The sequence below is a fragment of the Variovorax sp. CF313 genome (genome assembly GCF_000282635.1).
In the GTDB taxonomy this organism is placed as follows: Bacteria; Pseudomonadota; Gammaproteobacteria; order Burkholderiales; family Burkholderiaceae_C; genus Variovorax.
The window spans coordinates 47,720-64,584 of record NZ_AKIW01000002.1 but is presented as its reverse complement, the minus strand read 5'-3'; the positions used below and the strand labels follow the sequence as shown (position 1 = coordinate 64,584).

The following is a 16,865-nucleotide window of genomic DNA, read 5'->3' as shown; positions in this document are numbered from 1 at the left end:
CCTTAGGAACCGTCGTTAGCGCCGTGAACAGCGCGAACGGCGTGAATGAAAAACTCGCGGTTGCCGTCGCCCCCGGCGATCGGGCTGTCGAACCATTGCAGCACCCGCAGGCCCAGCGCCTTGCAGGCATCGTGCAAGCGCTTCTCGACCACCGCGTACATCGACTCGTCGCGCACGATGCCGCCCTTGCCGACCTGGCCGGGCTGCAGCTCGAACTGCGGTTTCACCAACATCAGCAGGTGGCCGTCGTCGGCCAGGAACTCGACGACCGCCGGCAGCACCAGCGTGAGCGAGATGAACGACAGGTCGCCGACGATCAGGTCGAAGCGTGGATCGAATGGTTCCCCGCCCTCTTCCTGCAAGTCGTCAGCCGAGAGCGCGCGCGCATTGACGCCTTCGATGGGGACCACGCGTTCGTCCTCGCGCAGCTTCGCATGCAGCTGCCCGTGGCCGACATCCACGCCGACCACTTTGGCGGCGCCGCGCTGCAGCAGGCAGTCGGTGAAACCGCCGGTCGACTGGCCCACGTCGAGACACACTTTGCCGGAGGGATCGACACCGCTCACGGCAAGCGCGCCTTCGAGCTTGAGCCCGCCGCGCGACACATACCGGGCCTCGGCCGCATCGACCAGCTCGAGCTCGGCCGATTCGGGCACGTCGTCCTTGTTTTTGGCGACGGAACGCCACGCGTCGCTGGTGCCCGCGTCGCGCCATCGCAAGCCGCCGGCGATGAGCCGCACAGCCTGCGAACGCGACGCGGCCAGGCCGCGCTCTACCAACAGTTGATCGGCGCGCATGCGCTGTCGATCAGTAGCGGTACGTGTCCGGCTTGTACGGACCGTTCTTGCTCACGCCGATGTAGGCGGCCTGCGCGTCCGTCAACTCGGTGAGCATGGCGCCGACCTTCTTCAGGTGCAGGCGCGCGACCTTCTCGTCGAGGTGCTTGGGCAGCACGTAGACCTTGCCGGCCTGGTAGGCGTCGGGCTTGGTGAACAGCTCGATCTGGGCGATGGTCTGGTTCGCGAACGACGACGACATCACGAAGCTCGGGTGGCCCGTGCCGCAGCCCAGGTTCACGAGGCGGCCCTTGGCCAGCAGGATGATCTTCTTGCCGTCCGGGAAGGTGATGTGGTCGACCTGCGGCTTGATTTCTTCCCACTCGTACTTCTCGATCGACGCGACGTCGATCTCGTTGTCGAAGTGGCCGATGTTGCAGACGATGGCCTGGTCCTTCATCTTGACCATCGTGTCGTGCGTGATGACGTCCTTGTTGCCGGTGGTGGTCACGAAGATGTCGGCCTTGTCGGCGGCGTATTCCATCGTCACGACCTTGTAGCCTTCCATCGCGGCCTGCAGGGCGTTGATCGGGTCGATCTCGGTCACCCACACCTGCGCCGACAGCGCGCGCAGCGCTTGTGCCGAGCCCTTGCCCACGTCGCCGTAGCCGGCCACGCAGGCCACCTTGCCGGCGATCATCACATCGGTCGCGCGCTTGATGCCGTCGACCAGCGATTCGCGGCAACCGTACAGGTTGTCGAACTTGCTCTTGGTGACCGAGTCGTTCACGTTGATGGCGCGGAACAGCAGCGTGCCCTTGGCGCTCATCTCGTTCAGGCGGTGCACGCCGGTGGTCGTCTCTTCAGTCACGCCGATGATCTCGGCCGACTTGCGGGTGTACCAGGTGTCGTCCGCGGCCAGCTTGGCCTTGATGGCGGCGAACAGGATGCGCTCTTCCTCGCTGGTCGGGTTGGCGAGCACGCCCAGGTCCTTCTCGGCGCGCTGGCCCAGGTGCATCAGCAGCGTGGCGTCGCCGCCGTCGTCCAGGATCATGTTCGGACCTTCGCCCTTCGAGCCCTTGGGGCCGAAGTCGAAGATGGCGTGGGTGTAGTCCCAGTAGTCCTTCAGCGACTCGCCCTTGATGGCGAACACCGGCGTGCCCGCAGCGGCGATGGCCGCGGCGGCGTGGTCCTGCGTCGAGAAGATGTTGCACGAGGCCCAGCGAACGGTCGCGCCCAGGGCTTGCAGGGTCTCGATCAGCACGGCCGTCTGGATGGTCATGTGCAGCGAGCCCGTGATGCGCGCGCCCTTGAGTGGCTGTGCCTTCGAGAACTCCTCGCGGATGGCCATCAGGCCGGGCATCTCGGTTTCCGCGATCTTGATTTCCTTGCGGCCCCAGGCAGCGAGGGACAGGTCGGCAATCGCCTGGTCGGCGGTCGAAACGGGGGTGGGCTTGAGAACGGCGCTCATGGGAACTCCAACAAAACTGGTTTGAAAGATGCCACTGCCTACGGGGAAAGACTCACCGCGAGAACAGCGGGTGAGCGTGGTTGCGATGTGGTCCGAGCCTCACGCCTGACGGCGCTGCAACGCTCCTCGGAACGGCGGATTGTAGACGGGGGCAACAGGGCCAGCCAACCGCGCGGGTATCCCGCATGCCGGAAGGCAAGTTCCGCCACGACCAAGGGAAATCCCGCAGGCAAATTTTCCGGACGGGCCCCTCTGCGATGCCCGCCCGGCGTATCGTGGCACCGGTCCTTGTCACCCCTTACCGTTCACACGACACCAGGAGATAGCGCCCATGGCCACTGCCAAGAAAGCCGCCGCGAAGAAGACCACTGCCAGCAGCAGCACCAAGGAGGCCCCCAATGCCGCCGAGATGCTCAACCCACTGAAGAACCTCAAGGCCATGACCGACCGCCTGCAGGACCTCAACCTGACCGGTGGCGCGAGCAAGCTGCTCGAAAGCGGGCAAAAGGACCTCCAGGCGCTGATGCAGGCAAATGAGAAGTCCTACCAGGGCCTGCAGACCGTGGTGCAGCGGCAGACGGAAATGATCAAGAGCGCCATCGCCGAGTGGCAGACGGCCGCCAAGGAAATGCCCGGCAAGGATGCCAAGGCCAACCTCGCCAAGCTCGACGAACTCGGGCGCCAATCGTTCCAGCGCGCCATCGACGACATCAAGGAACTGGCCAATCTCGCCGCCAAGTCGCAGGCCGATGCCTTCGAGCTGGTGCGCCAGCGCATCCAGGCCAATGTGGACGAGGTAACCAAGATGCTCCAGCGCAAATAGAAACTTGGCGTAGTAATTATTTAGTTTTGATTCTTTTTAGACAACGCCACCTGATCGGGCAATCCATGCGCTGATTTGTGGCGGAATTTCGCATTTCCGCGTCATTTGCACAGCAGACGCACGGCGAATTTTAAAGAAAGGCCTTGCCTTACCGGACAATTGCGTGTCAATACGTAACGTCCAGGGAGGCAAGGTATGCGCGCAAGCGTCGGAATAAGTTTGAGCACGGTCATGTTGTCAGTTCTGCTGACCGCATGTGGAGGATCAGGCAGCGGCGGTGGATCTGTTCCATCCGCCGCGGTGTCGGGCACCGAAACGGCAGTCAAGACTGCGGAGCCAAGCCCTCCCGCCAGCGCTGCCCCCGTACTGATCGAGTCGAGGGTGCAGTCGCCGGAACTCGCGGCAACCGACGTCAGCCCCTTCAAGGATCGTCCCGTGGGGCGTGCCCCGACGCCACGGCATGTGGTTCTGCCAGCACTTCCGCCAGAGAGCGCCCTTCTCCAGAAGTCGGCCCCCGCGATCTTTGGCACTCCCACCAAGGTCGGTGTTGCACGCCGGATTGCCGAAACTGCGAGCGTCCAGGCCGTGTCCAGCATGATGAGCTGGACGCCTTCGGAACGGGGAGGCAAAGTGGCCGCTTTGCGATTCGCATCACCGAATGCGAAAGGTGTTCGCATCGGCCTGCGTGTCGAGAGCCTTCCCCCGGGCACCATGGTGCGCTTCTACGGCGACGCGAGCCCAAAGATCTACGAGGTATCCGCGCGGGAAATCCTCACGGTCATTCAGCGCAATCTCGACGCGGGCGATTCGAGCGACAACGCGCGCACCTTTTGGTCGCCCAACATGGGCGGTGAAGCCCTCACCGTCGAGATCGAGGCCCCACCCAACGCCGTGCTCGAAGCGGTCAAGGTGGCGGTGCCCATGCTGTCGCATGTGTCCATCGACATCACCAAGCAGGACTCGCTGGAGAAAGTGGGTGAAGCCGGCTCATGCAATCAGGACGTTACCTGTGCCTCCCAATACGACACCCTCAGCAAGTCCGTTGCGTTGATGGACTTCATCGACAACGGGAGCAACTATGTATGCACCGGCACCTTGCTCAACGACCGCATGTCGACCGGCACGCCATATTTCCTGAGCGCAAACCATTGCATTTCCAACCAGACGGTCGCATCGACTCTCTACACCTACTGGTCCTACAAGTCCGCCAGCTGCAACAGCACGCAGGTCAGTCCTGCGCTGACCGCCATGACCTCCGGCGCCACGCTGCTCTATGCGGAGCCGACGACCGACACGTCCTTCATGCGGCTGAATTCGCAACCGCCGGCCGGTGCGCTGTTTGCCGGTTCAAGCCCCTTCGACCCCAGTTCATTTGACGGCATTCAGGGCGTCTATGGCGTGCATCACCCTAAAGGCGATTTGCAGAAGTACAGTGAAGGCGACTATCTCGGAACTGCGGCTTGTACAAGTTCAAACTGCTCTTCTTCAACAGGAAGCAACGCCAAGTTTCTGGCAGTGAGATGGAATCGGGGCGTGACCGAGGGCGGCAGCAGCGGGTCGGGGCTGTTCCGGAGACTCAATGGCAAAGACTATCTCGTCGGGCAATTGTTGGGCGGAGCGTCTTCGTGCAGCCAGCCCGGCGGGTATGACTTCTACGGGCGCTTCGATCTCCCCTTCAACGCCGCGCTGCAGCCGTGGCTCAACGCACCCTCTACGACGGTGCGTACGGCCATCTACCGCTTCTACAACACTGGAACAGGCGCGCACTTCTATACCTCCAACGTGCCGGAGCGCGACCTCGTCATCACAAGGCTGCATGGGTACAACTACGAAGGCCCTGCCTTCTTCGCGTTTGGTGCTGCAGCAGCAGGCACCAGCCCGGTTTATAGGTTCTACAACACGCGCACTGGCGCGCACTTCTACACGATGAGCGAGCAGGAGCGCGCTAATGTGCAGGCCACCATGCCCTGGTATTCGTACGAGGGCGTGGCCTGGTACGCCAACACCTCGCAGACCGGCGGTGCCACCCCGATGTTCCGGTTCTACCAGACGAAGGTCCAAACTCACTTCTACACGATCAACGCAAGCGAGCGGGACAGCGTCCAGCAGAATCTTCCGATGTACACCTACGAAGGGGTTGCGTATTTCGGTTGGACGAACCTCTGATCCACGTAGCGCCGCGGCTACGCGGCGCCACCGGATCGGGTGTTCGATCATGAAATTCACTGCCACGGCAGGCCTTGAGCTGGGAATCCAGCACGGGCTCGCCGCTGGCAGATGCACATCTGCGAAAATCGCGGGTTCCCTGGAGTTCCCGTGTCATCCCCCTTCCTAGCCGAAACCCGCCGCCGCCGCACCTTCGCGATCATTTCCCACCCTGATGCCGGCAAGACCACGCTGACCGAAAAGCTGCTGCTTTTCTCCGGCGCGATCCAGATCGCCGGCTCGGTGAAGGCGCGCAAGGCCTCGCGCCATGCGACCTCCGACTGGATGGAAATCGAAAAGCAGCGCGGCATCTCGGTGGCCTCGTCGGTCATGCAGATGCTGTACCGCGACCATGTGATCAACCTGCTCGACACGCCCGGCCACAAGGACTTCTCCGAAGACACCTACCGCGTGCTGACGGCCGTCGATTCGGCCCTGATGGTGATCGACGCCGCCAACGGCGTGGAAGCGCAGACGCGCCGGCTGATCGAGGTCTGCCGCCAGCGCGACACGCCCATCATCACCTTCGTCAACAAGATGGACCGCGAAGTGCGCGAGCCGCTCGACATCCTCGACGAAGTGGAGCGCGAGCTCGGCATGCCCTGCGTGCCGATGACCTGGCCAGTCGGCCAGGGCAAGTCTTTCCGCGGGATCATGAACCTGCGCACGCAGGCGATGACGGTGTTCGAGTCGGGCAGCGAGCGGCTGCCGCAGGACTTCGAGACCATTCCACTGAGCGAGCGCGACACGCTGGTCAAGCGCTTCGGCGCCGACTTCGAGCACGCCATGGAAAGCATGGAGCTGGCCACCGGCGCCTCGCCGACCTGGGACCGCGAAGCCTTCCTGGCCGGCAAGCAGACGCCGGTGTTCTTCGGCTCCGGCGTGAACAACTTCGGCGTGATGGAAGTGCTCGACGCGCTGGTCGACCTCGCGCCCTCGCCGCAGTCACGCACCAGCACCACGATGGTCAACCGCCAGCCGGTGGTGAAGGAGATCCAGCCCGAGGACAAGGATTTCGCGGGCGTGGTCTTCAAGGTGCAGGCCAACATGGACGCCAACCACCGTGACCGCATCGCCTTCGTGCGCATGGCCTCGGGCAAGTACACGCCGGGCATGAAGCTCAAGGTGCAGCGCACGGCCAAGGAACTGCGCCCGACCAGCGTCGTGACCTTCATGAGCCAGCGCCGCGAGGCGGTCGAAGAGGCCTACGCGGGCGACATCGTGGGCTTCACCACCCACGGCGGCGTGCAGCTGGGCGACACCATCACCGACGGCGCGAGCCTGCAGTTCACCGGGCTGCCCTTCTTCGCGCCCGAGCTGTTCATGACCGTGATCCTCAAGAACCCGCTGCGCACCAAGCAGCTACAGCAGGGCCTGGCCCAACTCGGCGAGGAAGGTGCGATCCAGGTGTTCCGCCCCGAGGTCGGCGGGCCGATGCTGCTGGGTGCCGTGGGGCAGCTGCAGTTCGAAGTGGTGCAGCACCGCCTGAAGGCCGAGTACGACGCCGACGTGCGGCTCGAAGGCTGCCAGTACACGGGCGCGCGCTGGATCACGGCCGACACGCCGGCCGAGTTGCGCGAGTTCGTCAACGCCTATCCGGTGCGCATGGCCAAGGATGCGGCGGACACGCTGGCCTTCCTGTGCACCTCGCCTTACGACGTGCGGCTGGCGCAGGAGCGCTTTCCGAAGATCCACTTCCATCCGCTGCGCGAGCACGCGGGTTTGGCGCTGCAGAAGGCGGGCTGAAGCGGCGAGCTAGCTGCCGGTCGAGGCGTAGTGGCGCAGCCCGATGCGCCATGCGCCGAATGCCGCCGCCAGGAACACGAAACCGGCGAGCGGCGACGCCATGCCCACCCAGGCCGGCGCGCCCAGCGGGTCGGGCTTACCGAGGATCGCGAGCGCCGGGTAGTACGCGACGCAGGCCAGCGGCACGACGAAGGTCAGCACGCGGCGGAACCACTGCGCATAGAGCGCCAGCGGGTATTGCGCCGCCTGCACGCCGCCGTAGGTCAGCACATTGGCGATCTCCAGGCTCTCCACGGTCCAGAACGACAGCGTGCCCTGCAGCACCAGGATGCCGAGGAACAGCGCCACGCCGCCGGCCAGCGCGAACAATCCGATGCCCACTGCGGCCGGCGTCCAGCCGATGTCCGCCTGCACCGTCGCGAACGCCAGCACGAGGCCGCCCTGCAACAGCCGGCCCGCGCGGCTGATGCGGAAGTCGTGCCCCATCAGTTGCAACGCGACCGGGCGCGGGCGCAGCAGCAGCCGGTCGAAGGCGCCGGTGCGAAGGAACTCGGTGCCCAGCGTGTCGAAGCCGCGGCCCAGCGCGTCGGCCACCGCGAACATGCAGTTCACGAGCCCGTAGAACAGCGCCACTTCCCCGAGGCGCCAGCCCTGCACTTCGCCGAAGCGGTGGAACAGCGCCCACACCGCGATGACCTCGATGCCGGTGCCGAGGAACTGCCCCAGCGTCAGCATCAGCGCCGAGGCCGGGTAGCGCGCCTGGCCGCCGAGCGAAGCCTTCACAAGGCGAGCAAGAAGCGCGATGGACCCCATGTCAGCCGCCCTGCACTTCCAGCCTGCGCATCGTGCGGTCCATGGCGGCATGGCCCAGCGCGACCAGCACCGCGATCCAGAAGCACTGCAGTCCGAGCCCGGCCAGCGCATGCGGTCCGCTCATCAGCCCGAAGTAGAGCCGCGCGGGAATGTCGACCACGCCGGCCAAGGGTTGCATCAGCAGCGCTGCCTGCCAGGCGTCAGGCAGCAGCACCAGCGGCAGCAGGTTGCCCGAGAACACGATGACGACCGGGCCCGCCAGCGCGTTGATGCCTCGCTCGTTGAGCGCCGCGACCGTCGCGATGTTGAGCAGCATCACCATCGCGGTCGACAGCAACAGTGCGAGGACGGCCGATGCGAGGAACGCGACCGCGGCGGCAAGGCTCGCCGGCGGCTGCCAGGCCCAATCGCCCAATCCGGCCAGCGGCAGCGCGACGGCCGCGAAGGCGGCCATCAGCGCCACGCGCGGCAGCACGCGGGCCGCAATCCAACCCGCGCTGCGCACGAACCACAGCGCATAGGCATCCACCGGCCGCAGCCGGTCGTAAGCCACAGCGCCGGTGCGCACGGCCTGCGCCACCTCCGGGTCGCCGAGCCACGGCACCAGCACGAGCAAGCCCTGCGAGAGCCAGCTGTAGGTGATCGCCTGCGCGAGCGACATCGGCGTGCCGGCCATCGACGCGCCGCCGTAGAAGGCCGCCAGCACCATCACCTTGATGCCGCCCCACCAGCACTGCGTGCCGAAGCCCGCGAGCGCCGCCGTGCGGTACTGCAGCATCTGCAGGAAGCGAGACGCGAAGGCCGCGACGTAGGGGCGCACCAGTTCGCGCACGGGCATCGGCATCATCACGCTTCGGCCGCCCCATGCATCGCATAAAAGCGTGCGATGACGGCCTCGATCGCCAGGCCTTCAAGGCGGATGTCCTCCACCGCATGCGTGGCCGCGATGCGCGCGATCAGCGCGGGCGCCGTGGTCACGGCCGGATCGAAGTCCAGCACCAGTGTCTGCCCGTCGCGCGAATGCATCCTCGCGCCGGCCACCCGTTCGGGCAGCTCGACGTCCTGCGCGAAGTCGACCACCAGCCGCCGCTCCGCCATCACCTGCGCGCGCAGCGCCTCGACCGGGCTGTCGGCCAGCACGCGGCCGTGGCCGATGATGATCACGCGCCGGGCCAGCGCCTCGATGTCGTGCATGTCGTGCGTCGTCAGCAGCACGGTGGTGCCGCGCTCGCGGTTGGCGCGGCGCACGAAGTCGCGCACCGCCAGCTTCGACGGTGCATCGAGCCCGATGGTCGGCTCGTCGAGGAACAGGATGTCGGGCTCGTGCAGCAGCGCCGCAGCGATCTCCGCGCGCATGCGCTGGCCCAGCGAGAGCTGCCGCACCGGCTGGTCGAGCACGCGTTCCAGGTGCAGCAGCGCGACCAGTTCGTCGCGCGTGCGGCGGTAGCGCTGCGGGTCGACGCGGTAGATGTCGCGCAGCAGGTCGAAGCCGTCGCCCACGGGCAGGTCCCACCACAGCTGGGTGCGCTGACCGAAGACCACGCCGATGCGCGCCACGTGGCGCTCGCGGTCGGCGAAGGGATCGCGGCCGTCGATCTCCACGCGCCCGCCGTCGGGCCGCAGGATGCCCGCGAGGATCTTGATGGTGGTCGACTTGCCCGCGCCGTTCGGCCCGATGAAGCCCAGCAGCTCGCCCCTCTCCAGCGCGAACGACACGCCCGACAGCGCCTCCACCGTGCGGTGCCGGCGCTGCACGAGCCCGCGCAGTGCGCCCATCACGCCGGGATCGCGCTCGGAGATTCGATAGGTCTTGCGGAGGTGGTCGACGAGGATGTGAGGCATGGAAGGCGCCGCTCCGGCCTCGATGGCGCGGCAGGGGGCGGGATGCTACACGAAAGCGCCGCTACGATCACCGACTCCCCAAAAGATGCACGCCATGCCATCGCAGTCGCCTCCCTTGCCCTCCCCGCCCCATCACCTGCTGCCGCTGGCCCAGTGGCCGGCGGCCGCGCGCAGCGCACTCGTGGGCGTCTTCACCGACATCGACGACACACTGACCCACGAAGGCGCGATCACGCCCGATGCGCTGCAGGCGCTGGGCGACCTCAAGGCCGCGGGCCTTTGCGTCGTGGCGATCACCGGCCGGCCGGTGGGCTGGAGCCTGCCCTTCGTCAACACCTGGCCCATCGACGCCATCGTGGCGGAGAACGGCGCTGTGGCGCTGCTGCCCTCGGCCGACGGCCGCGTCGAGAAGCGCTACCAGCAGGACGCCGCCACGCGCGCCGCCAACTTCGCGCGCATGCAGGCGGTGCTGGAGCGCATCGAGCGCGAGCTGCCGGGCGTGGGCCGCGCTACCGACTCGCCGGGGCGCGAGACCGACATCGCCATCGACCACAGCGAGTTCGTTCAGCTGAGCGACGCAACGATCGCTCAGGTGGTGGCGTTGATGCGCGGCGAGGGCATGCACGCCACCGTGAGCAGCATCCACATCAACGGCTGGTATGGCGACAACGACAAGCTCGAAGGCGCGCGCTGGATCACGCGTGAGCTGTGGGGCCGCGCCCTCGACGACGAGATGGACCGCTGGGCCTACGTGGGCGACTCCACCAACGACCAGTTGATGTTCCGCACCTTCGCGCACAGCATCGGCGTGGCGAACGTGGCGCGCTTCGTGCCGCAGCTGGAACACCTGCCGCGCTATGTGACGCAGGGCGAGCGCGGTGCGGGGTTTGCCGAAGCAGCGCGCGCGATCATCTTGGCGCGCCCTGGCCTCGACACTGGCTGACCGGGCCGACGGGCAATCTGGATGAAAGCCGCAGGCTTACTTCTCCTTGGCCAACCCCAGCTTCTCGATCACCACCTTCTCCCGCACCACCGTGTCCTGCGCAAACTTGGTGTACTGCGCCGAACTCATGTAGTTAGGCAGCATGTCGTAGCGCCCCAGCGCCGCTACGTAGCTCGGCTCTTCCATCGCCTGCTTGAACGCGTCGTGCAGCTTCTTCACCACTTCGGGTGGCGTGCCCTTGGGGGCGCCGATGCCGAAGGGCGAGTTCTGCACCACGTCGTAGCCAAGTTCCTTCAGCGTCGGCGCGTCGGGGAACTTCGCGAGGCGCTTCTCGCCCCAGGTGTTCAGCACGCGCAGCTTGCCGGCCTCGACCTGCGGCGCGAAGCCGGTGCTGTCGGCGGCAGCCATGAGCTGACCACTGACCACCGCGAGCATCAGGTCGGCGCTGCCCTTGTAGGGCACGTGCTGCAGCTCGATGCCGGCCTTCTGCGCGACGATCTCGGTGGTCAGGTGCGGGCTGGTGAGGTTGCCGGTGGAGCCGTACGTCAGCTTGCCGGGGTTGGCCTTGGCGTAGGCGACAAAGTCGGCCCAGGTCTTGAAGGGGCTGTTGGCAGGCACGACGATGCCGAAGGCATAGCCCGTGACGTTGATGACGTACGTGATGTCCTTGAGCGGATCCCAGTTGATCTTGGTGGTGTAGCCCATGCGGAACACGCCCAGCGGGATCTGCGCGACGGTGTAGCCGTCGGGCTGCGAGGTCTGCAGCGCCTGCGCGGGCAGCGTGCCGGCGGCGCCGGGCTTGTTGTCGACGATCACCGGCTGGCCGAGGATCTTGCTCGCGTTGTCGGCGAGCTGGCGCATGGTGATGTCGGTCGGGCCGCCGGCCGGAAACGCGACGATCAGCTTGATGGGCTTGGTGGGAAAGCCCTGCGCGAAGGCCGCTATCGGAAAGGCGAGGCTGCAGGCAGCGAGCGTGGCGGCGGTACGGAGGAAGGTGGAGCGGCGGAGCATGGCTGACGGGGGTCCTGACTTTGAAACCGCCAATTGGGCCTTGCCCCGTTGGCGAAGGCAATCGGGGCTCCCCTGATTTCCACGGGGAAACCCGGGCCATCGTCACATCCGAGACGCCCGCGCGTCAGCTACGCCTGCTCGAAGCCTTCGAGCACGTTGACGGCGTTGATGCCCACCTCGGCCACCGCATAGCCGCCCTCGAAGACGAACACCGTGGGCAGGCCCGCGCGCGCGAGGTCTTCGCCCATGCGCAGGTAGTCGTCGCTCCCGAGCCTGAAGCCCGCGACCGGGTCGCCCTCGAAGGTGTCGACGCCGAGCGAGAGCACGAGCGCGCCGGCCTTCACCGCCGCGATGCGCTCGAGCGCGGTCTTCAGCGCCGCGCGCCACGCCGAGAAGTCCGTGCCGCGCGGCAGCGGCAGGTTATGGTTGAAGCCCTCGCCCCTCCCCGCGCCGCGCTCGTCGGCATGGCCCAGGTAGTACGGATAGTCGGTCAGCGGATCTCCGTGCAGGCTGGCGAAATGCACGTCGCTGCGCTCGTAGAAGATGGCCTGGGTGCCGTTGCCGTGGTGGTAGTCCACGTCGAGCACGGCCACGCGCTCGACGCCCGCATCGCGCAGCGCCTGCGCCGCGACCGCGGCGTTGTTGAGAAAGCAGTAGCCGCCGAAGAAATCGGCGCCCGCATGGTGGCCCGGCGGCCGCGTGAGCGCGAAGGCGGCGCGCTCGCCGCCAACGACGCGCTGCGCCGCGGTCCACGCGCAGGCCGCGCCATGGCGCGCCGCGGCCCAGCTGCCCGCCATCAGCGGCGTGCCGGCATCGAACGAGAACAGCCCCATGCGCGCCGGAAAGCTCTTCGGCAGCACATCGGTGCGCATGCCGCGCGTGGGCCAGTACGAGGGCAGCGCATCGCGCGACACGTTGGACGGGTCGAGCGCCACCCACTCATCCCACGCATGCGCGATGAAGTCCAGGTAACGCGGCGCATGCACCTTGGCCAGCAGCGCCTCGTCGAAGGCATCGGGCGCCTGCAGCGCGCCGAGGCGGCGGCGCTCCAGCTCGTGTTTCACATGGTCGACGCGGGCCGGAACCTCGAAGCACGGCACGAGTTCGCCGCGGAACATTTCGACTCTGCCCTGGTGAAGAACGTGCTGGTCGTTGTAGATCGTGAGCATGCCGCCATCATGCCGCACGCCGCAGCACCGCCCGGCGCCGGCCCGAGGCCGTGAGGCCGAACAGGTCCTTCGGGTCGTCGAGCTCGGGCACCAGCGCGATCTGCTGGCCGATGCCGCGCTCGGTGGCGAGGCGCTGTATGTAGCGAAGCGCCGTGTAGTCTTCCAGCGCGAAGCCGACCGAGTCGAACAGCGTGACCTGTGTGGGAGTTTCGCGGCCGGGCACTTCGCCGAGCAGCACGCGCCACAGCTCGTGCACCGGAAAGTCGGCCCCCACCTGCTGGATCTCGCCCTCCACGCGGGTCTGCGGCTCGTACTCGACGAACACGCGCGCCTTGTACAGCACGTCGGGGTGCAGCTCGGTCTTGCCGGGCGAATCGCCGCCCACCGCATTGATGTGCATGCCCGGCTCGATCATGTCGGGCGTGAGCACGGTCGCGCGCCCCTGGCAGGCGGTGACGGTGGTGACGATGTCGGCGCCGCGCACGGCATCCGCCACGGAGCCCGCGCGCACGATGTCCAGCGGCGTGCACGCCGACAGGTGCCGCACCAGCTTGTCGGTGGCGTGCGGATCGGTGTCGTACACGCGCACTTGCTCGATGCCCAGCAGCGCATGGAAGGCCAGCGCCTGGAACTCGCTCTGCGAGCCGTTGCCGATCAGCGCGAGGCTGCGCGAACCGGGCCGCGCCAATGCCTGGGCGGCCATGGCCGAGGTGGCGGCCGTGCGCAATGCGGTGGTGAGCGTGAGTTCGGAAAGCAGCACCGGGTAGCCCGTGTCGACTTCCGCCAGCACGCCGAAGGCCATGACGGTCGGCAGCCCGAGCTGGGTGTTGTTCGGATGCCCATTGACGTACTTGAAGGCATAGGCGCCGTCGTCGGCCACCGGCATGAGCTCGATCACGCCGAGGTGCGAATGGCTGGCCACGCGGGCCTTCTTGTCGAACTCGCGCCACCGCAGGAAATCGTCGCGCAACGCGTCGGCCAGGGCCGTGAGGAACTGCGGAACGCCGGTCTCGTCCACCAGGCGGACCAGGCTGTGAACATCGATGAAGCGGGTCATGGCATGGCTCCTTGCGTAGCCCTGCCGCGGCGCTTCATCCCCTCACATGTTTACTCCACCATGGCTGGTTCAGGATGCGCCTGCGCCAAGGGTTGAAGCCATTGTGCGCCTGCTTGCGCGACATTGCGAGCGACGTCAGTCGTACCTGCGCTGTTCTTCGATGCTGCGCTCCAGGAAGCGCCAGAGCCGCTCGTCCTCGCTGAAGGCCACGTTGAAGCGCAGCCAGCCGGTGGGATGCGGATTGACCAGGAACAGCTGGCCCGGGCCGAGCATGATTCCCTCGGCCGCGGCGCGCCGCGAGAGCTCGGAGCTGTCGGCGATGTCGGGGTGCCGGGCCCACAGGTACATGCCGGCCGCGGCCTCATGGAACAGCTCGAAGCCCAGCGCGTCCAGCCGCCTCGCGACGCTGCCCTGCGCCTGCGCGAGGCGGTCGCGCAGCGCCTTGAGATGCTTGCGCCAGCGGCCGTCGGTGACGGTGCCGAAGGCCAGGCGCTCGGTGATGTCGGAGGAGGTGAGGCCCGAGACCATCTTGAGCTGCGCCAGCTCATCGAGCAGCTCCGGCTGCGCGACCACGTAGCCCACGCGGATGTTCGGCGAGATGGTCTTCGAATAGCTGCCCACGTAGACCACGCGGCGCAGCTGCCCCAGGCTGGCGAGCGAGGGGCGCATCGACGCGTCCATCTCGGCGTAGATGTCGTTCTCGACCAGCGTGAAGTCGTGCGCCTGGGCCAGCTGCAGCAGTTGCACCAGCTGCGGCAGCGAAGCCATCGAGCAGGTCGGGCTCTGCAGCCGGGGCTGGGTGAAGAAGGCCTTGGGCCGGTGCTGAGCGAGCAGCGCCTCGAGCGCGGGCATGTCGTAGCCCGAAGGGATGCGCGGCACGCCGATGATCTCCACGCCCAGGAAGCGCAGCATGAACATCAGGTTCGGATAGCCGGGGTCGTCCACCAGCACCGCATCGCCCGGCTTGAGCAGCCGGCGCGCGACCAGGTCCAGGGCCTGGCTGGAGCCCTGGGTCAGCAGGACCTGGGCGGCATCGACCACGATCTGCTGCTCCGACAGCGCCTCGGCCGTCGCCATGCGCAGCGCCATGTGGCCGAAGGGCAGGCCGTAGCCGCCGATGTCGGTGCCTTCGGAGGCGAGGTGGCGCAGGCTGCGGCGCATGCCGTCCTCGAACAGCCAGTCGTGCGGCAGCCAGCCGCAGCCGGGCTTGAGCGGCAGGTTGCGGTTTTCGAAGATCTGCTGAAGGTACCAGCGGGCGTCGAAGCGGGGGTCCGGGCGGGGCGTGCTGGCCGCGCCGGCGGCGCTCTCGTCGCTGCGCCGCTTGACGAAGAAACCCGCGTTGGCGCGAGAGACCAGCAGGCCCTGGGCCACCAGCCGGTCATAGGCCTCGACCACCGTGAAAACACTGACGCCGTGCGCCGCGGCAAAGGCGCGGATCGACGGCAGCTTGCTGTCGGCCTTGAGCTTCTGGGAGCCGATCAGTCCGCGCAGCCCTTCCACGATCTGGCTTACCAGCGGCGTCGGCTGTTCGGGGCGAAGAATGAGCATCGGGGGGCGTCTCCGGCAGTCCGGGCTGCACCATATTGAGGAAAGTATGTACAGGATACAAGACCAGTACAGTCTTCCGGGCGATCACTTCCGGTGTACATGGCTGGATCGATTCGCGCGACCTAGAGTGCCGGCATTCCTCCTTCAAAGCACAGGTCGTACCATGCAACGCGAACCCAATCTCAGCAATGCCGCCCTCATGGCCCGCCGCAGCGCGGCCGTCGCCCGCGGTGTGGGCCAGGCCCATGAAATCTTCGTCGCCCGCGCCGCCAACGCTGAACTGTGGGACGTCGAGGGCCGCCGCTACATCGACTTCGCCGGCGGCATCGCGGTGCTCAACACCGGCCACTGCCACCCGGAGATCAGTGCCGCCGTGAAGGCGCAGGTCGATCTCTATTCGCACACCTGCTTCCAGGTGGTGGCCTACGAGCCCTATGTGGAGCTGGCCGAGCGCCTGAACGCACTGGCGCCGGGCGCGTTCGCGAAGAAGTCGATCTTCCTGAGCACCGGTGCCGAGGCGGTGGAGAACGCGGTCAAGATCGCCCGCGCCCACACCCGGCGCCCCGGCGTCATCGCATTCACGGGCGGCTACCACGGCCGCACGATGATGACGCTCGGCCTGACCGGCAAGGTCGCCCCCTACAAGATCGGCTTCGGCCCCTTCCCGGGCGAGGTGTTCCATGCGCTGTACCCGAACGCGCTGCACGGCGTGAGCGTGGACGACGCCCTGCACTCGGTCGAGCTGCTGTTCAAGAACGACATCGAGCCCGAGCGCGTGGCGGCCTTCATCCTGGAGCCGGTGCAGGGCGAGGGCGGCTTCTACGTGGCGCCCAACGACTTCGTCGAAGGCCTGCGCGCGCTGGCGGACCGCCACGGCATCCTCATCATTGCCGACGAGGTGCAGACCGGCGCGGGCCGCACCGGCACCTGGTTCGCCAGCGAGCAGTGGCCCGTGGCGCCCGACCTGATCACCACCGCCAAGTCGATGGCGGGCGGCTTCCCGATCTCCGGCGTGGTGGGCCGCGCCGAGGTGATGGACGCTCCCGCGCCTGGCGGCCTGGGCGGCACCTATGCCGGCAGCCCCATCGGCTGTGCCGCGGCACTCGCGGTGCTCAAGGTGTTCGACGACGAGCAACTGCTCGCGCGCAGCCGGGCGCTGGGCGAACGGCTCACGGCCGGCCTGCGCCGCATCGCGGCCGGCGAGCCGGCCATTGGTGACGTGCGCGGGCTCGGCGCCATGGTGGCCATCGAGCTGTTCGAGCAGGGCGATACCGCGCGGCCCGATGCCGCACTGACCCGCCAGGTGGTCGCGGAGGCGGCGCGGCGCGGGTTAATCCTGCTGTCATGCGGCACCTACGGCAATGTAATTCGTGTACTGGTGCCGCTCACGGCATCCGACTTGCTTGTGGACGAAGGCCTGGCGCTTCTCGCGGACAGCTTCGCCGCGCTGCGCTGATCGAC

14 protein-coding genes and 1 riboswitch are annotated in these 16,865 nt (G+C 67.1%); of the genes, 5 read left to right on the top strand and 9 right to left on the bottom strand.

Going from position 1 to position 16,865, the window contains the following annotated elements:
• Positions 1-2: 2 nt before the first annotated feature.
• Both PMI12_RS00675 and ahcY read right to left on the bottom strand, forming a co-directional pair.
• Positions 3-797 (bottom strand): TlyA family RNA methyltransferase, encoded by a 795-nt coding sequence (locus PMI12_RS00675; RefSeq protein WP_007827924.1) that lies wholly within the window; start codon positions 795-797, stop codon positions 3-5.
• A gap of 10 nt (positions 798-807) precedes the next feature.
• Positions 808-2,247, bottom strand: a complete 1,440-nt coding sequence (ahcY, locus tag PMI12_RS00670) for an adenosylhomocysteinase (protein WP_007827922.1) — start codon at positions 2,245-2,247, stop codon at positions 808-810.
• Positions 2,248-2,312: 65 nt separating this feature from the next.
• Positions 2,313-2,381, bottom strand: a riboswitch (S-adenosyl-L-homocysteine riboswitch).
• A 197-nt stretch (positions 2,382-2,578) separates the two neighbouring features.
• Between ahcY and phaP the strand changes: the two genes are divergently transcribed.
• From phaP to PMI12_RS00655, 3 genes are all read left to right on the top strand, one after another.
• Positions 2,579-3,070, top strand: coding sequence for a TIGR01841 family phasin (gene phaP / locus PMI12_RS00665; protein ID WP_007827921.1), 492 nt, complete (start codon positions 2,579-2,581; stop codon positions 3,068-3,070).
• Positions 3,071-3,301: 231 nt separating this feature from the next.
• Complete coding sequence (locus PMI12_RS00660; protein WP_237726024.1) at positions 3,302-5,236, top strand: trypsin-like serine protease; 1,935 nt, start codon at positions 3,302-3,304, stop codon at positions 5,234-5,236.
• A 150-nt stretch (positions 5,237-5,386) separates the two neighbouring features.
• The gene (locus PMI12_RS00655; RefSeq protein WP_007827916.1) at positions 5,387-7,021 is read left to right on the top strand and encodes a peptide chain release factor 3; all 1,635 of its coding nucleotides are present in this window, start codon (positions 5,387-5,389) and stop codon (positions 7,019-7,021) included.
• Positions 7,022-7,030: 9 nt separating this feature from the next.
• On the opposite strand, the gene PMI12_RS00650 is transcribed toward PMI12_RS00655, so the two are convergent.
• Genes PMI12_RS00650 through PMI12_RS00640 form a run of 3 tightly spaced genes read right to left on the bottom strand, consistent with a single transcriptional unit; the run spans position 7,031 to position 9,676 of the window.
• On the bottom strand, positions 7,031-7,834 hold the full coding sequence (locus PMI12_RS00650; protein WP_007827914.1) for an ABC transporter permease: 804 nt from the start codon (positions 7,832-7,834) through the stop codon (positions 7,031-7,033).
• Position 7,835: 1 nt separating this feature from the next.
• On the bottom strand, positions 7,836-8,672 hold the full coding sequence (locus PMI12_RS00645; protein ID WP_042672570.1) for an ABC transporter permease: 837 nt from the start codon (positions 8,670-8,672) through the stop codon (positions 7,836-7,838).
• A gap of 8 nt (positions 8,673-8,680) precedes the next feature.
• The gene (locus PMI12_RS00640; protein ID WP_007827910.1) at positions 8,681-9,676 is read right to left on the bottom strand and encodes an ABC transporter ATP-binding protein; all 996 of its coding nucleotides are present in this window, start codon (positions 9,674-9,676) and stop codon (positions 8,681-8,683) included.
• 94 nt (positions 9,677-9,770) lie between these two features.
• Between PMI12_RS00640 and PMI12_RS00635 the strand changes: the two genes are divergently transcribed.
• Positions 9,771-10,619, top strand: a complete 849-nt coding sequence (locus PMI12_RS00635) for an HAD-IIB family hydrolase (RefSeq protein ID WP_007827908.1) — start codon at positions 9,771-9,773, stop codon at positions 10,617-10,619.
• A 36-nt stretch (positions 10,620-10,655) separates the two neighbouring features.
• Here the strand turns inward: PMI12_RS00635 and PMI12_RS00630 are convergent, their stop codons facing one another.
• The 4 genes from PMI12_RS00630 to PMI12_RS00615 form a co-directional block, all read right to left on the bottom strand.
• The gene (locus tag PMI12_RS00630; RefSeq protein WP_007827906.1) at positions 10,656-11,630 is read right to left on the bottom strand and encodes a Bug family tripartite tricarboxylate transporter substrate binding protein; all 975 of its coding nucleotides are present in this window, start codon (positions 11,628-11,630) and stop codon (positions 10,656-10,658) included.
• 128 nt (positions 11,631-11,758) lie between these two features.
• Complete coding sequence (locus PMI12_RS00625) at positions 11,759-12,799, bottom strand: histone deacetylase family protein (protein WP_042672556.1); 1,041 nt, start codon at positions 12,797-12,799, stop codon at positions 11,759-11,761.
• A 7-nt stretch (positions 12,800-12,806) separates the two neighbouring features.
• Positions 12,807-13,856 (bottom strand): ornithine cyclodeaminase, encoded by a 1,050-nt coding sequence (locus PMI12_RS00620; protein WP_007827902.1) that lies wholly within the window; start codon positions 13,854-13,856, stop codon positions 12,807-12,809.
• A 135-nt stretch (positions 13,857-13,991) separates the two neighbouring features.
• Complete coding sequence (locus PMI12_RS00615; RefSeq protein WP_007827899.1) at positions 13,992-15,404, bottom strand: aminotransferase-like domain-containing protein; 1,413 nt, start codon at positions 15,402-15,404, stop codon at positions 13,992-13,994.
• A 163-nt stretch (positions 15,405-15,567) separates the two neighbouring features.
• Between PMI12_RS00615 and gabT the strand changes: the two genes are divergently transcribed.
• Positions 15,568-16,860 (top strand): 4-aminobutyrate--2-oxoglutarate transaminase, encoded by a 1,293-nt coding sequence (gene gabT, locus PMI12_RS00610; protein ID WP_007827897.1) that lies wholly within the window; start codon positions 15,568-15,570, stop codon positions 16,858-16,860.
• Positions 16,861-16,865 lie beyond the last annotated feature (5 nt).

Excerpts from the sequence above, each read along its gene's own strand:
- phaP (WP_007827921.1), top strand. The coding sequence starts at position 2,579 with ATGGCCACTGCCAAGAAAGCCGCCGCGAAGAAGACCACTGCCAGCAGC.
- PMI12_RS00640 (WP_007827910.1), bottom strand. The coding sequence starts at position 9,676 with ATGCCTCACATCCTCGTCGACCACCTCCGCAAGACCTATCGAATCTCC.
- gabT (WP_007827897.1), top strand. The coding sequence starts at position 15,568 with ATGCAACGCGAACCCAATCTCAGCAATGCCGCCCTCATGGCCCGCCGC.
- PMI12_RS00615 (WP_007827899.1), bottom strand. The coding sequence starts at position 15,404 with ATGCTCATTCTTCGCCCCGAACAGCCGACGCCGCTGGTAAGCCAGATC.
- PMI12_RS00620 (WP_007827902.1), bottom strand. The coding sequence starts at position 13,856 with ATGACCCGCTTCATCGATGTTCACAGCCTGGTCCGCCTGGTGGACGAG.
- PMI12_RS00660 (WP_237726024.1), top strand. The coding sequence starts at position 3,302 with ATGTTGTCAGTTCTGCTGACCGCATGTGGAGGATCAGGCAGCGGCGGT.
- PMI12_RS00635 (WP_007827908.1), top strand. The coding sequence starts at position 9,771 with ATGCCATCGCAGTCGCCTCCCTTGCCCTCCCCGCCCCATCACCTGCTG.
- ahcY (WP_007827922.1), bottom strand. The coding sequence starts at position 2,247 with ATGAGCGCCGTTCTCAAGCCCACCCCCGTTTCGACCGCCGACCAGGCG.
- PMI12_RS00630 (WP_007827906.1), bottom strand. The coding sequence starts at position 11,630 with ATGCTCCGCCGCTCCACCTTCCTCCGTACCGCCGCCACGCTCGCTGCC.
- PMI12_RS00645 (WP_042672570.1), bottom strand. The coding sequence starts at position 8,672 with ATGCCCGTGCGCGAACTGGTGCGCCCCTACGTCGCGGCCTTCGCGTCT.
- PMI12_RS00625 (WP_042672556.1), bottom strand. The coding sequence starts at position 12,799 with ATGCTCACGATCTACAACGACCAGCACGTTCTTCACCAGGGCAGAGTC.
- PMI12_RS00675 (WP_007827924.1), bottom strand. The coding sequence starts at position 797 with ATGCGCGCCGATCAACTGTTGGTAGAGCGCGGCCTGGCCGCGTCGCGT.
- PMI12_RS00650 (WP_007827914.1), bottom strand. The coding sequence starts at position 7,834 with ATGGGGTCCATCGCGCTTCTTGCTCGCCTTGTGAAGGCTTCGCTCGGC.